General features: G+C 61.9%; 15 protein-coding genes. 5 read left to right on the forward strand and 10 right to left on the reverse strand.

Features of this window, described 5'->3' with window-relative positions; genetic code table 11:
• Window positions 1–156: 156 nt before the first annotated feature.
• Entirely contained in the window at window positions 157–372 is a 216-nt protein-coding gene (locus tag HMPREF3227_RS10090) for a hypothetical protein (protein ID WP_197429526.1), read from the forward strand.
• Here the strand turns inward: HMPREF3227_RS10090 and HMPREF3227_RS10095 are convergent.
• The 5 genes from HMPREF3227_RS10095 to HMPREF3227_RS10115 form a co-directional block, all read right to left on the reverse strand.
• Window positions 369–647: an acylphosphatase gene (locus HMPREF3227_RS10095; RefSeq protein WP_066512765.1), complete on the reverse strand. Its 279-nt coding sequence runs from the start codon at window positions 645–647 to the stop codon at window positions 369–371. The genes HMPREF3227_RS10090 and HMPREF3227_RS10095 overlap by 4 nt on opposite strands.
• 47 nt (window positions 648–694) lie before the next feature.
• On the reverse strand, window positions 695–2,215 hold the full coding sequence (locus tag HMPREF3227_RS10100; RefSeq protein ID WP_066487028.1) for an alanine/glycine:cation symporter family protein: 1,521 nt from the start codon (window positions 2,213–2,215) through the stop codon (window positions 695–697).
• A 68-nt stretch (window positions 2,216–2,283) separates the two neighbouring features.
• Window positions 2,284–3,102: a bifunctional DNA-formamidopyrimidine glycosylase/DNA-(apurinic or apyrimidinic site) lyase gene (gene mutM / locus HMPREF3227_RS10105; protein ID WP_066487030.1), complete on the reverse strand. Its 819-nt coding sequence runs from the start codon at window positions 3,100–3,102 to the stop codon at window positions 2,284–2,286.
• 6 nt (window positions 3,103–3,108) lie between these two features.
• Entirely contained in the window at window positions 3,109–3,885 is a 777-nt protein-coding gene (gene rnc, locus HMPREF3227_RS10110) for a ribonuclease III (protein WP_066512772.1), read from the reverse strand.
• Window positions 3,882–4,424 carry a YceD family protein gene (locus HMPREF3227_RS10115; protein ID WP_066487033.1) on the reverse strand — a complete coding sequence of 181 codons (543 nt, stop codon included), beginning with the start codon at window positions 4,422–4,424 and terminating at the stop codon, window positions 3,882–3,884. The genes rnc and HMPREF3227_RS10115 overlap by 4 nt, the downstream gene beginning before the upstream one ends.
• A 166-nt stretch (window positions 4,425–4,590) precedes the next feature.
• Between HMPREF3227_RS10115 and HMPREF3227_RS10120 the strand changes: the two genes are divergently transcribed.
• Window positions 4,591–5,169: a hypothetical protein gene (locus tag HMPREF3227_RS10120; RefSeq protein WP_066487036.1), complete on the forward strand. Its 579-nt coding sequence runs from the start codon at window positions 4,591–4,593 to the stop codon at window positions 5,167–5,169.
• A gap of 21 nt (window positions 5,170–5,190) precedes the next feature.
• On the opposite strand, the gene HMPREF3227_RS10125 is transcribed toward HMPREF3227_RS10120, so the two are convergent.
• From HMPREF3227_RS10125 to gdhA, 3 genes are all read right to left on the reverse strand, one after another.
• The gene (locus HMPREF3227_RS10125; protein ID WP_066487040.1) at window positions 5,191–5,889 is read right to left on the reverse strand and encodes a DivIVA domain-containing protein; all 699 of its coding nucleotides are present in this window, start codon (window positions 5,887–5,889) and stop codon (window positions 5,191–5,193) included.
• Window positions 5,890–5,976: 87 nt separating this feature from the next.
• A complete protein-coding gene (locus HMPREF3227_RS10130) occupies window positions 5,977–6,882 on the reverse strand; it encodes a hypothetical protein (protein ID WP_066512783.1) in 906 nt (301 codons plus the stop codon).
• A gap of 184 nt (window positions 6,883–7,066) precedes the next feature.
• Window positions 7,067–8,419, reverse strand: coding sequence for an NADP-specific glutamate dehydrogenase (gene gdhA, locus HMPREF3227_RS10135; protein ID WP_066512792.1), 1,353 nt, complete (start codon window positions 8,417–8,419; stop codon window positions 7,067–7,069).
• Between the two features lie 214 nt (window positions 8,420–8,633).
• On the opposite strand from gdhA, the gene HMPREF3227_RS10140 reads away from it, so the two are divergent.
• The gene (locus HMPREF3227_RS10140; protein ID WP_066487056.1) at window positions 8,634–9,749 is read left to right on the forward strand and encodes a glycerate kinase; all 1,116 of its coding nucleotides are present in this window, start codon (window positions 8,634–8,636) and stop codon (window positions 9,747–9,749) included.
• 271 nt (window positions 9,750–10,020) lie between these two features.
• Here HMPREF3227_RS10140 and HMPREF3227_RS10145 read toward each other — a convergent pair whose 3' ends face one another.
• On the reverse strand, window positions 10,021–10,419 hold the full coding sequence (locus HMPREF3227_RS10145) for a hypothetical protein (RefSeq protein WP_066487223.1): 399 nt from the start codon (window positions 10,417–10,419) through the stop codon (window positions 10,021–10,023).
• Between the two features lie 36 nt (window positions 10,420–10,455).
• On the opposite strand from HMPREF3227_RS10145, the gene HMPREF3227_RS10150 reads away from it, so the two are divergent.
• A complete protein-coding gene (locus HMPREF3227_RS10150) occupies window positions 10,456–11,673 on the forward strand; it encodes an amidohydrolase (RefSeq protein ID WP_066487058.1) in 1,218 nt (405 codons plus the stop codon).
• 93 nt (window positions 11,674–11,766) lie between these two features.
• Window positions 11,767–14,154: a glycogen/starch/alpha-glucan phosphorylase gene (locus tag HMPREF3227_RS10155; RefSeq protein ID WP_066512797.1), complete on the forward strand. Its 2,388-nt coding sequence runs from the start codon at window positions 11,767–11,769 to the stop codon at window positions 14,152–14,154.
• Between the two features lie 229 nt (window positions 14,155–14,383).
• On the opposite strand, the gene HMPREF3227_RS10160 is transcribed toward HMPREF3227_RS10155, so the two are convergent.
• A partial coding sequence (locus HMPREF3227_RS10160) for a hypothetical protein (RefSeq protein WP_231732350.1) occupies window positions 14,384–14,663 on the reverse strand: 280 nt, incomplete at its 5' end.

Genomic DNA, 14,663 nt, shown 5'->3' on the forward strand with positions numbered 1-14,663 from the left:
TTTTCCATTCCGATTCACAACTGCGCGCCGTGCGCGAAGCCAATGACGCCTCCGCACACAGCGCTTTCGATCGTGTCGTTGGCGCACTCAATCATCTCGCTGGTGAGCAGGAAGGGGAGACAATCACCGTCACGGATATCGTGCGGGAATCAGGTATTGCGCGCTCGGCCTTATACCGGCACTTCCGTGCGGGTGGCCGTGCTCGCCGCGGATAACGACGCGGGCGCCGAGGGCTGGCAGCACGTCTTTGAGCTTGCCGATGCCCTCCGTCCCTACGCTGTACTCCTCCGCGCCGGCGTCCCCCGCACTATGTCGCTCGACGTTGCGGTGCTCACCACGCGATGGATGAGCCACCTTCCCCGTAGTGTCTAGCGTTCGACAAAGCCCGATTCGCCCTTGGGCTCTGCCCACTGCGGAACGACCGTGTCGACCGTGCCGGGGCGGCGCGTCGTGGACGGCTGCTCACGGGTGAGCTCAAGGAGGCGCTCACAGACCTCGCGCGGCCCTTCCGCGACGATTTGGACGCGGCCGTCGCTCAAGTTTGTGGCGTGCCCGACCAAGCCAAGTTCTAGGGCGCGGGAGCGCACCCACCAACGAAACCCCACTCCTTGGACGTAGCCGTGAACAAATGCGGTCATGCGAACCATGGGGTGAGGTCTCCTTAAATTTCGGTATCTGGGTTTCTCGTGGCGAGTTAGAACTCGCGGAAGTTGGTGTGGTCTCCCAGACTATCGTTCAAGTGCTGGCGGTCTTCCACGCTACGACGCGTCACAGGATCGGAACCGTCCCAGACCTCGATGTTGGACACGCCCGGCAGCATATCGCGGTGGAAGACGGGGTCGACGCCCTGGCGACGCTGTTCGTTGTAGTTCTTGAGCAGCTTGATGGCCACACCCGACAGCGGCACGATGGCTGCGACGTTGAGCAGCACCATGATGGCAGCACCGGTATCGGCCAGGTCGAAGACAGTGCCCAGCGGGGCCACGGCGCCGTAGAAGACGAAAGCCACAGAGATAACGCGGAAGCCCCACAGCGCCCACTTCTGCTTGAAGAGGTAGGTGATATTGGATTCCGCAAGGTAGTAGTTTCCTAGCACCGAAGAGAAGGCCAGGAAGAACAAAATGAAGGTGATGAAGTGCGTACCCCATGCACCCACGACGTTGCTCAGCGAGGACTGCGTGAGGGCCACGCCAGCGATCTCGTCGCTGCCGAAGGACTCGAAGTCCGTGCCCAGCAGGATGATGAACGCGGTGATGGAACAGACGACGAGGGTATCGAAGTAGACGCCGAGCGTCTGCACGAGTCCCTGCTTGACCGGGTGCGAGACCGTCGCGGTGGCCGCAGCGTTCGGGGCAGATCCCTCACCGGCCTCATTGGAGAACAGGCCGCGCTGAATACCCTTCATCAGTGCCATGCCGAGTGTCGCGCCCGCGACCTCGCTGAAGCCGAAGGCCGACTCCACAATGTGGAGGAACATTGCAGGCACTTCACCGATGTTGATGACGATGACCACGAGACCAACGGCGAGGTATGCCAGCGCCATGAAGGGCACGACGACCTGCGTGATGTTGGCAATGCGCTTCACGCCACCGATGATGATGAGACCCGAGACAAATGCAACGGCCAGACCGATGATGGCCTTAAATGTCGTGGAGTCCTGGTTGAAGGAGGTCGCGAAGGACTCAGAAATAGCGTTGGTCTGGAATGCTTCGTAGAGCCAGCCGAAGGTAATGGCGATGGCCACGGAGAAGACCGCCGCCAGCTTCTTCCAGCCCAGGCCGCGGCTCATGTAGTACGCCGGGCCACCGCGGTAGGTATCCCCGTCGCGGATCTTCCACAGCTGAGCGAGCGTCGACTCGATGAAGGCCGTCGCGCCACCGAGGATGGCAATCACCCACATCCAGAACACCGCGCCCGGTCCACCGACGGAAATCGCGACGGCCACGCCGGCGACGTTGCCGGTGCCCACGCGCGACGCCGCGGAAATGGTGAACGCCTTAAACGCGGAGATGCCGCCGTATTCCTCGTCCTCGTCGGCGCCCACGCCCTTGGGGCGCTCGACGATGGCCTTGAACATATCGGGAACCATACGGATCTGCACGACGGCAGTCCGGAAACCAAAGAAGAGACCCGCGGCGATGAGCAGCCACGGAAGGACCCATGTCCACAGAGTGTTGTTAATCGCACCGAGCACGGTGCTGAAAATTTCCTGCATGCAGAAAACAATAGGGTATGTGAGCCGGATCTACCTATCTCATGCGGCAGGAGACATCTCACTCTCCCCTATTTTTGACAATTCGGACAGTAGTGCGTGCCGCGCCCGCCCACCACGATCTTGGTCAGCGGCGTGCCGCACCGATCGCAGGGTTCGCCGTCTCGCCCATACGCGTGCAAGGAGCGGTCAAAGTATCCGGATTCGCCATTGACGTTGACGTACAAGGCGTCGAAGCTCGTGCCGCCCACCGCGAGCGCGCGCCCCATGACGTCCGACGCCGCTCCGAGGAGCGCCACCGCCTCACGTTGCAACAGGCTCGAGGCGCGCCGCGTCGGTCGGATCCCCGCCGCCCAGAACGCCTCGTCCGCGTAGATATTGCCAATTCCGCTCACCACGGTCTGGTCCATGAGCGCGACTTTCACGGCGCTCTTCTTTCGCCGCAGCCGTCGCGCGGTCGCCACGACATCGAAGGCTGGTTCCAAGGGATCAGGCGCGATATGTGCAATCTTCGACCAGGGACCATAGAGCCAATAGCCGAACGTGCGCTGGTCGATAAAGGACAGTTCGAGTCCCTCCGATAACTTCGCGCGCACCCGCACGTGTTTCGACGAAACCTCGCCCACCCGCATTTGTCCCGACATGCCCAGGTGCACATGGAGAACGTCGCGGTGCGAATCACTGCGGTCCTCCCCCTCGAATTCGAGCCACATGAACTTGCCCCGGCGCGCGACATCCGCGACGGTGCGCCCCACGAGCAGGCCCGCCAGCGGCGCCAGTTGTCCCCTGTTCGACCGCGGGTGAAGGACCTCCACGCGTTCAAACGTGCGGCCCGGCAGATAGCCCACCAACCCCCGGCGGACAGACTCGACCTCAGGAAGTTCCGGCATGCAGACCTAGCTCTGGGTCCACTTATCAACGGTGCCAGCAACGAGCTCCGGGTGCTCCGTCAGCGCGCCGTGGGCCTTTTCTGCTGCCTGTTGTTCGGCCAGCTTCTTGTTCTGACCGGTACCCACTCCTAGCTCTTTACCCGCGACATGCGCGTATGCGGTGAAAGTCTGCGCATGCTCGGGGCCGGTGGACGTCGCCGAATACACCGGCATGGGCGCGCGCAGCTCCGCGCACAACTCCTGCAGGTTCGTCTTCCAGTCCAAATGACGGCCCGAGGCAGTGGCGTTGTCGATCTTCTTCTTAAACAGAGTGAGAATCACGGCGCGCGCTGGCTCAAAACCATGCGTGCGGTAGATGGCGCCCAAAAGGGCCTCCATCGTGTCTGCCAGGATGGAGTCTTTATCTGCGCCGCCCGTGGTCGTCTCGCCCTTGCCCAGCAGGATGTACTGACCCAGGCCAATTTCGCGTGCGATGTCAGACAAGCCGTAGCGCGAGACGATGGACGCGCGCATCTTCGAGATATCAGACTCAGGACGCGACGGGTACTGCGTATAGAGCTGCGAGGCCACGGACAGGCCCAACACCGCGTCACCAAGAAACTCCAGTCGTTCGTTGTTCGGCAAGTGGCCGTGCTCGTTCGCGAAGGAACGGTGCGACAGCGCAAGACGGAGCAAGTCATGCGGAATGTCGATGCCGAGCGACGCCAGCAGCGGCGCATGGTCGACCGAGTTGAACGCAGCCTCCAGCGCTTCTTCACCCGTCATCTTGGTTTTCTTGCTCACAGGAACTTCTCCAGTCCGGCCCAACGCAGGTCAGTCGTATTATCCTCTTCGCCTGAGGTGCCCAGCGTCACGCCCTCGACCTCCGGCACGTCGCAGCCGCCCTCACACGTGGGGTTAAACGGCAGCGTCAAGCCAGCCTCATCGATGACGGCCTGAAGAATATCGATCTCGTCACCCTCGATGATCGGAGTCTCGTCACCCGAGCCCTCGTCCGCCTCATCCGCCGCATCACCAGAAATGAAATCCGGGTCCGTGGCATAGACCTGCGTGATGTGAAGGTCCACCGGCGGAGTGAGCGGGCGCAAGCACCGCGCGCACTCGCCTTCCAACTGTCCATGGATATCGGCGTCGACCATAATCGCGCCGCCCAGCGGGGTGAGCGTCGCGTCGACGCCCAGCTCGCTACCTTTGGGGATAGCAATCATTTCGACACCAATGCGCTCCGGCGCCGGCCCCGTCTGCGTGCGCTGCTGCGGCATGCCATCAGCATCCGGTCCGCGCAGCAAGTCCGCAACATTAAACTTAAGTGGAGAAGTCATAGCAATGACATATCCTACCCCGAACGCCCCTATACATGGCGGTTCGCCTACCGGGCACACAGATTTGCTCCGCTCTCTGGCAATCACCTGTCGAGGTGCGCACAAAGGCCTTTAAGTACACCCAAAGTGCTTTCTTCCGCGTAGCGCACGTCCTTATTCTTTTCTTATGACCAACGAATCCCTCGCGAGCGCGTCGAGCGCCGTAGCCACCCTGGCGCCACAAGCCCTTCATGCTTTTGTGTTCGCTGCCGTGGTGCCCTGCGCTCTCCTCGTGGGAATCGGCTTCCTTGCGCGCCACTTCACACGTCCCCGCACCGCTGGTACCACGCGGTGCTTGGGCTTCCGTCAGCTTCTCGTCCGCGGGTTCGCCTGCGGACTCAGCTTCGGAATCTTTACGCTGCTGCCAATCCCCTTCACGGTAACGGTCATTATCGCCTCGGGTTTATGCATCTTCGCCGCCTCGGTCTTAGCGTGGCGCGGCACGTTCCCCGTCGCCTCCGTCTTCGTTGCCGTGGCTGGCATGATGCTCGGCACGGTCACCGTGGAGATCCTCACGAATATCGTCTACGAACTCGAGTTTGGCACCAACGCCACGGCCAATTGGTCCACGTCGCTCACCATAATGTGGATCCTCTACGCCATTCCCAGCAGCATCATCGCGCTGCTCTTCGCGGGTCTGGCAGCACAGACCCGGCGCCCCCAGCCTGCCGATGCCCCCACGCGCGTCCACGCGCACACCCGCTAGGGCCGCCGGGCTATTCCCCGCTTAGCGCTGCGCGCGGTACGCGTTGTAGTCTTCTTCGCCGCGCCCGGAGGCACCGGCGCCGCGGCGCAGAGCCTGACGGTCGGAGCCCACGGTACGCAGGATGCCCGTGAGCGATTCCTCGAACTGAGACAGCTTCTCGTCGACGAAATCATCACACTCGCGGCGCAGGCGCGAGGATTCCGCATGGGCGGTCTCCACGATGCGGTGTGCCTCGTCATCCGCGCGGCGCACGACCTCAGACTCGGAGACCAAACGCTCCTGCTCCGCCTGACCTTCCGCCACCGCACGGTCATAGGACTGATTGCCCTGTGCGACAAGACGCTCGGCCTCAGCACGCGCATCCTCGACGGTACGGGCGGCACGATCTTCCGCCTGTGCCACCATCGAAGTGGAACGCTGCTGGGCCTCAGCGAGCATGCCATCCGAATCTTCTTGTGCACGCGCGACCATGTCCTGGGCATCGCGATCCGCGTCCGCGATGGTCTGGTCAGCACGCTCCTGCGCACCGGCCAGGATGGCGTCCTGGCGGTCCAGCACGTCTTGTGCATCATCGAGCTCGACGGGCAGCGCATTGCGCAACTCATCGAGAAGTGCCAGCATATCGTTGCGCGGGACGACGCAGTTCGACGTCATGGGCACGCCATAGGCCTGCTCCAGGATTTGTACAAGCTCGTCAAGGGACTCGAATACGCGATACATGCCCACCAGAATACGTGGGACTCCGCCCCACAACGGGGATCCCACGCACGAGTGTCCGCAAGATTATCGCTCAATGCGGCTTTCCCGTTAGCGCGACGAGAACGCGGCAAAGATATCGCTCGACAGCTTCACCATCTGCGCACGCTCCGCACGCGATCGTCCCTGCCCATCACGCACGGGCTCAACGCGCACCGTTACCTGCGACATGGTGACCTCTCCGGTGGCGACATCCTGGATAGAAATCGGGACAACGAACGTCGCGTTCGGCTGTTCCTTGGGCGGATTCGCAGTGAACTTACCCGTGCCTTTATCGACGGACACCCAGGCAGGCACGGTCCAACCCTTCGCAGGATCCGGACTCACGATGTCGTAGCGGTAACCACTGCGGCCATCTTTGAGCTGCGAGGTCGTCTCGCGCGACCAGATCTCCGGTGGCTGGGTCGTACTAAAGCCCTGCTCCGCCATGACGGCACGGTAGTGGACAACGTCCATCTTCTCGTTAGTCGCATCCGCGAGCGTGGGCGGTACCACGTGAATGCGCAGGATGGTGTACTCACTGGGGCCAATCTTCGGATTATGGATGGCCACAGCAACTTCATTGATGCCGGGATATTCAGCATCGCTCGCCGTGATAGTCAGGGTGCCATCGGGCGCGGCCTGGACGATGTCGTCACGAAATGGCAGTTCGTAGTTGTCATCGACAAAATTCGTGGAGAACGTGTACCCCTCCGCGGCCGGATCCGCCACCACGGAGCCGTCCGGGCGTGTCATCGAGGTCGGCCGGATGGTCATCGTTTGACCCTGGACAACCGTGGGAAGGTGCGGGTAGTGAATAGTGGCGTAGTCGCTCTCCGCCTCCGGGTTACCAATGGGACCCTGACCAATCTGGCCGTAGCCACCGGAGCCGTCCCGCACGATGGCCGCGTGGGCAGGGGCCACAGACAAAGAAACAGCGAGGACGGTACTCGCGAAGACAGAAGTGATACGTGACATGAGAAATTCCTTTCAGATGGCGTCTTACTTTTACTTCTGAAATACCTTAAAGTTCCCTTTGTGACCCAGGTTACCCAACCGAGCGGCCTACGTGAAGAGTTTCCGCTAAAGACAACTGCGGCCCCACCAAACCCTGAGGAAAGTGGAGCCGCGGAATGCTTAGGCAGCCGGAAGAATCGGAGCCCTAGATGACACCCTGCGCCAACATAGCGTCGGCAACCTTCTTGAAGCCCGCGATATTCGCGCCGGCAACGTAATCGCCCTCGCGGTCGTAGTCCTTCGCGGTCTTGTCGATGTCCTTGAAGATGTTGGACATAATCTCGTGGAGGCGCTGGTCGGTGTATTCGAAGGACCAGGAGTCACGGGAGGCGTTCTGCTGCATCTCAAGCGCAGACGTTGCAACGCCACCGGCATTGGCAGCCTTGCCCGGCGCGTAGTGGATGTCGTTCTGCAGGAAGAAGTGAACAGCCTCCGGGGTGGACGGCATGTTGGCGCCCTCCGCCACGTAACGGGTGCCGTTGGCAGCGAGCAGCTTGGCAGACTCGCCGTCGAGCTCGTTCTGGGTGGCACACGGCAGAGCCACGTCGGCCTTGACCTCCCAGATGTTGCCGCCCTTGTGGTACTCAGCGCCGTTGCCGGCCTCGGCAGCGTACGCGGAGATACGAGCGCGGCGAACTTCCTTGATGTCCTTGAGCAGCTCGAGGTCCACGCCGTTCGGGGTGGAGACGTAACCGGAGGAGTCAGACATGGCGACAACGGTGCCGCCCAGTTGCTGAACCTTCTCAGCGGCGTAGATGGCAACGTTACCGGAACCGGAGACGATAACCTTGGCGCCCTCGAAGGATTCATTGTGGGCCTTCATCATCTCGCTAGTGAGGTAGACCAGACCGTAGCCAGTGGCCTCGGTGCGAACGAGGGAGCCACCCCAGGTGAGACCCTTGCCGGTGAGGACGCCGGACTCGTGCTGGTTGGACAGGCGGCGGTACTGACCGAAGAGATAGCCGATCTCACGGCCGCCAACTCCGATGTCACCCGCTGGGACGTCGCGGTACTCGCCAATGTGGCGGTAGAGCTCCGTCATGAAGGACTGGCAGAAGCGCATGATTTCACGGTCCGACTTCCCCTTGGGGTCGAAGTCCGAGCCGCCCTTGCCGCCGCCGATGGGCAGGCCGGTGAGCGAGTTCTTAAAGATCTGCTCGAAGCCCAGGAACTTGATGATGCCCAGGTTGACGGACGGGTGGAAACGCAGACCACCCTTGTAGGGGCCGAGCGCGGAGTTGAACTGCACGCGGAAGCCACGGTTGACCTGAATGTCGCCATTGTCATCGGTCCACGGCACACGGAAGATGAGCTGGCGCTCCGGCTCGCAGAGACGCTCAATGAGGCCATAGTCGGCGTAGTGCGGGTCCTTGCCCAGCACGATCTTCAGAGAATCGAGAACCTCGGACACAGCCTGGTGAAACTCCGGTTCGCCAGCGTTGCGCTTGAGAAGCTTGTCGTAATACTCGGAAATTTGAGTGTCAACCGATGCAGTCATGTGCGACCCCTTTATATGTAGCGTCCCATGTGACGGGACTTAATTCCTAACGATTGATAGTTTCCACCGCCACACCCAAAAATGCAACTCGCGCGCCCGTTAGCTTCCCCACATCAATGCCACTACCAGCAATAATGGTTCCAAAAAATTTCTATAGCTATTTCTATACAACTACAGAATTGGAGAGATTTCGCCACCCTTTATACTCGTCTCTATGAATTCGCCCCTCATCATCGTCGCCCCTGATTCTTTCAAAGGCTCGGCTACCGCCGCCGAGGCCGCCGCAGGCATCGCCTCTGGCATCCGCGCCGAGCTTGCCGATGCCACCGTGGTCACCCTCCCTATGGCCGACGGCGGCGAGGGCACCGCCCAGGTCCTCGCCGAGGCAGCAGCCGCCCGCGGCGAACACATGGTCACCGTTCAGCTCCCAGCGACCGACGCCGTGGGCCGGCTCACCGAGGCAACCTACTTCCTCAACCAGTCCACGCAGACGGCCTACATTGACGTCGCCGCGGCCACGGGTCTGCCCGCCGTGAAGGACGCGCTTGAGCCGCGCACCGCAGATTCATATGGCACCGGCGTGTTGATCGCGGATGCCGAGTCGCGCGGCGCAAAGCACATCGTGCTGGGACTCGGCGGCTCCGCCACGATTGACGGCGGCACGGGCATTCTCACCGCGCTCGGTGCCGCCGCACATGACGCACGCGGCTATGCGCTATCCAAGGGCGGCGCCGCACTCGTGCAACTCGACACCATCGATACCGCGCAGCTCAATATGAAGGCGGCGATGCTTGACTACACGTTGCTCGCGGACACGCGCACGGTGCCGGCCCACGCCCCCGCCGTCTTTGGCCCACAAAAGGGCGCGACCCGCGAGGACGTCGCGCTCCTTACTGGCGCCATGCTGCGTCTGTGCGAGGTCACCGGCATCGACGCCGATCGCGAGAGCTTCGGCGCGGCTGGCTGCATTCCGGTCGGGCTCACGTGGGTCTCTGCCCTTCTGTGGGGCTCCGAGGACCACACCACGCTCGAGCCCGGCGGACGCTTCGTCGCCGAGGCCCTAGGAATTCCGGAACGTCTCCGCGAGGCCGCCCTCCTCGTGACCGGCGAAGGCCGCTTTGACGAGCAGTCCACGACCGGCAAGGTCGTAGGCACGCTCCTCGACCTCGCGGAAGACTCCGCCACCCCCGCCGCCGTTGTCGCGGGCGAACTTGCCTCCAACGTCCCCGAAGGCGTGCTGTCTGCCGAGCTCAGCCAAAAAGGCGAGCTCCAGGAGCAACTGCGCGAGGCCGGCCGTGCTATAGCCCGCAGCTTCAGCTCACGAGGCTAGGTCACAACGACTGCCGGGAATTCCTCCGCCTCCGCGGTAGATTCCTGCCTCGCAAAACGCGATTACGCAGCCCCAGGATGGTAGCGCCGATCACTGCAGCAATCACCGAGCCGGTGAGAATCGCAATCTTGGATACGTCGTTACAGGCCGATCCCACACCACAGGACAGCTCGGCGATGAGCGGCGATACATATCACCTCGCTCCACGCGATGGACGGGCCGAGGTAGAAAATACCGCCAATACACATGCAATATCCGTCGCCTGAGATGTCTAGCGGAGGATCTCCAGCGTCCACGGGAAGATCGCGGGCAGCTCATAATCCTTCTCGTTCTCGAGTAGCACGTAATCCTGCGGCAACTCCGCATGCGGGGTCAGCAGGCGTGAGAGCACCATCGCGAGCTGGTTGATAGAACCGTTGAGGCCCTCGACGGCAATCGGGTAACGGTAGACGGAGGCGAACTCCAAGTCCTGGCCGTCGTGCTCGTCGCGGTAGACCTGGCGCAGCTGGTCGGCAAGTCCCTCCGGCAGCTTCGGGTTCGTCACAAGCTCCACGTTGGCCGAGGTCATACGGCCGGCCTGCACGAGCTTATCGACGGCAGTCTGGAAAACCCCGCGGACCTTCTCGCTCTGCTCATCCGGGGCGAGGACATCAAATTGAATAATAGGCATGAGGGCAACCTTACCCATGGGAGTAAGGTGAAATCCATGTCTTCTGCAACAACATCCCATGCCTCTACTATCGCCCAGCTTCTCCACGACACCACCGCTGACCTGTCGTGGCAGCGCGAGTTCTACGAAGACCTCCACCGCAACCCCGAGCTCTCCCACGAAGAGGAGCGCACGGCGAGCCGGATTCGGGAGCGCCTGGAGGCGTTGGACTGCGAGATTATTGGGGGCATCGGCGGGCATGGCATGGTGGCCGTCTTCCGCAACGGTGAAGGTCCCACCGTCCTGGTGCGCGCGGACTTCGACGCGCTGCCGATCGCGGAGGCTTCCGGCGCGGCGTATGCCTCGACGAATGGAAACATGCATGCGTGCGGCCACGACATGCACGCCACCGGTTTGTTGGGCGCCTGCTCCATCCTCGACGCGGAACGCGACGCGTGGTCTGGCACCTTCCTCGCACTCTTCCAACCTGCGGAGGAAACCTCGGATGGCGCGAAGCTCATGATTGCCGATGACCTAGTGGGGCGCGTGCCGAAGCCCGATATCTGCTTGGGCCAACACATCATGCCGGGGCCGGCAGGACAGGTGCAGTCCGCCGCGGGTCCGGTGCTCGCCGGCTGCGACTCCATCCGCATCACCATCAACGGCCGTTCCGCGCACGCGTCCATGCCGCATAAATCAATCGACGCGACCTATATCGCGGCGATGATCGTCGTGCGTCTCCAGGGAATCGTCGGCCGTGAGGTCGCACCGAGCGACTTCTTTGTCATTTCCGTGGGCGAACTGCACTCGGGCGATAAGAACAACATCATCCCCGATTCCGCGACGCTCGTGCTCAATACTCGGTACTACGATCCCGCGATTGCTGAGCGCGTCTATGCATCGCTCAAGCGCGTCGTTGAGGCCGAATGCACCGCCTCGGGGTCACCGCTTCCGCCGACTTTCGAATTTTATGCGCACGGTGAGGTCACTGATAACGACATTGCCGCGCACGAGGCTGTCCGCGAGGTATTCGACGCCACCTTTGGCGAGGACTCTGTCACCGGGGAACCCAATACCGCTTCCGAGGACTTCTGCTACCTGCCGCAGGCCTGGGGCGTGCCCTACTACTACTGGTTTGTGGGATCTACCTCGGCGGATCAGCAGGATAATCCGCCAGTCAACCACCAAGCAGACTTCCTGCCGGAGTATGAGCCGACCGCCCACGCGGCAACCCGCGCCGCGGCCGCTGCGGCGCTCACGTATCTCGCGCATTAAGCTTGCGCGACGCGTCATTAGCCGCTCTGCACACGTCACCTCGCGCGGCTAAAATAGAGTGCATTCGTTTCCATCCACAACAGTAGAGGAAAAATGTCGCACTCCGCATTTGAAAGGGCCATCCCAGGCCACGTCCGCGCTGCCGCTGGCGTCACCCCGCTCACGGCTACTGACCGCAAATTCTGGTCCGGACTGTCGTCCGCCGTCATGGAACAGATTGCGGACAACTGGGAGGCCACGCGCCGCGCATACCGCAAGACCCGCCGTCAGCATTACTTCTCCGCGGAATTCCTCCAGGGCCGCGCGCTGCTCAACAACTTAACCAACCTGGACCTCGTCGATGACGCTGTTGCCGCCTCCCGCGCCGCAGGCCGCGAGCTCACCGACGTCCTCGAGGCCGAGCACGATGCCGCGCTGGGCAACGGTGGCCTGGGCCGCCTTGCTGCTTGCTTCCTCGATTCCGCCGTCACGCAGGATTACCCAGTGACCGGCTACGGTCTGCTCTATCGCTACGGCCTGTTCCGCCAATCTTTCGACCACGGCCACCAGAAGGAACAGCCGGACTCCTGGATGGAAAACGGCTACGACTTCGTCGTGCGCCGCGCCACGAGCCAGCGCCGCGTCCACTTCGACGACATGGATGTCCGCGCCATCCCCTACGACATGCCGATTACCGGTTACGGCACGGACAACGTGGGTACGCTGCGTCTGTGGAAGTCCGAGCCCATCGACGAATTCGATTACGACGCCTTCAACTCCCAGCGCTTTACTGACGCCATCGTCGAGCGCGAGCGCGTCATGGACATCTGTCGCGTGCTCTACCCCAACGACACGACGTACGAGGGCAAGGTCCTGCGCGTGCGCCAGCAGTACTTCTTCGTCTCTGCCTCGCTGCAGCAGATGATCGACGACTACCTCGAGGACCACGGCGACGACCTCACGGGCTTCGCGGACTACAACTCCATTCAGCTCAACGACACCCACCCGGTGCTCGCTATCCCGGAGCTCATGCGCCTGCTGATGGATGAGCACGAGCTGGGCTGGGATGACGCTTGGGCCGTCGTCCAGAAGACCTTCGCCTACACCAACCACACCGTCCTGGCTGAGGCCCTGGAGAGCTGGGAAGTCTCCATCTTCCAGAAGCTGTTCTGGCGCATCTGGGAAATCGTCGAGGAAATCGACCGCCGCTTCCGTTCCGAGATGGCCGAGCGTGGCCTCGACCAAGGCCGCATCGATTACATGGCTCCAGTCTCCAACGGCCAGGTCCACATGGCGTGGATTGCCTGCTACGCGGCCTTCTCTATCAACGGCGTGGCCGCCCTGCACACCGAGATCATCAAGGCGGACACTCTGTCTGAGTGGTACGACCTCTGGCCGGAGAAGTTCAACAATAAGACGAATGGCGTCACCCCGCGCCGCTGGCTGAAGATGTGTAACCCGCGTCTGGCCAAGCTGCTCACCAAGCAGTCCGGCTCGGACGAGTGGGTCACCAACCTCACCGCGCTCAAGGAACTCGCGCCCCTGGCCGATAACCCCAAAGTGCTCGCCAAGCTCCAGGACATCAAGCGCAAGAACAAGGCCGACTTTGCTGCCTGGGTCAAGGACCACCAAGGCGCTGAGGTCGACCCGGATTCCATCTTCGACGTCCAAATCAAGCGTCTGCACGAGTACAAGCGTCAGCTCATGAACGCGCTCTACATCTTGGACCTCTACTTCCGCATCAAGGACGACGGCGAGACCGTCCCGAAGCGCACGTTCATCTTCGGCGCCAAGGCAGCCCCGGGCTACATGCGTGCGAAGGCCATTATCAAGCTCATCAACACCATCGCCGAGCTGGTCAACAACGACCCGGCGACCAAGGACATCATCCGTGTCGTCTTCGTGGAGAACTACAACGTCTCCCCTGCCGAGAAGATCATCCCGGCCGCCGATGTGTCCGAGCAGATCTCCGTCGCCGGTAAGGAAGCCTCCGGTACCTCCAACATGAAGTTCATGATGAACGGAGCACTCACTCTGGGAACGATGGACGGCGCGAACGTTGAGATCGTCGACGCTGTCGGCGAGGAGAACGCCTACATCTTCGGTGCCCGCAACGAGGAACTACCGGAGCTGCGCAAGTCCTACAACCCAGGTGAGCTCTACAACACGGTTCCGGGTCTCAAGCGCGTTCTCGACGCATTGACCAACGGATTGCTCGGTCACGAGAACTCCGGTCTCTTCGGCGACCTGCGTTCCTCCCTCCTCGATGGCCAGGGCGAGCACGCTCAAGACACCTACTACGTCCTCGGCGACTTCGCTGACTATCGCGAAACCCGCGACCGCATGGCTCAGGACTACGTCGATGACCCGGATAACTGGGCGAAGAAGGCATGGCTCAACATCTGCTACTCCGGCCGCTTCTCCTCCGACCGCACCATCGCGGATTACGCAAACGAGGTCTGGAAGATTAAGCCAACGCCGATTGCTGGTACCGAAGCCTAAATAACTAAGGCCTCCTCCGTGCCGCCGCCGAGCACTGTGCTCCGCGGCGGCACACGCGTCTCAAGCGTTCGCGGAAAAGAACACCGAGGAAATCGAATGCAGCCGGCACCACATGGCGTGTGGTGCCGGTTGCAGTGGGATTTCGTGGAGTCCTACTTCCAAGACAGTCTCGGGGGCTTGTGAGAGGCCTATGCAGTTGTGTTGTTCCGCCAAGGAGGGCGGCAATTCTTTAGAGGTTGACCGAGTCGATGCCGAGTGCGGGCATGATGCGGTCGAGCGGCATAGCAGCGATGTTCTGGGGGCCGGAGTCGCCGTGGGTGCTGGTTGCTTCAAAGACAATGCGACCGGAGGCGGCCTGGTATTGGTAGGCGCCGCAGGAAAGGCCGGAGACGGCGCCGAGGATAGATATGAGGAATGACGAGGGCTGCGGCGACGAGGATGACGATGGCGATGACAGCGCCAACAATAGTTTTAGGGGCTCTTCCGGTTTTAGAGTGCATTGATTTTGT

The sequence above is a fragment of the Corynebacterium sp. CMW7794 genome (genome assembly GCF_001563605.1).
Taxonomy (GTDB): Bacteria; Actinomycetota; Actinomycetes; order Mycobacteriales; family Mycobacteriaceae; genus Corynebacterium; species Corynebacterium phoceense.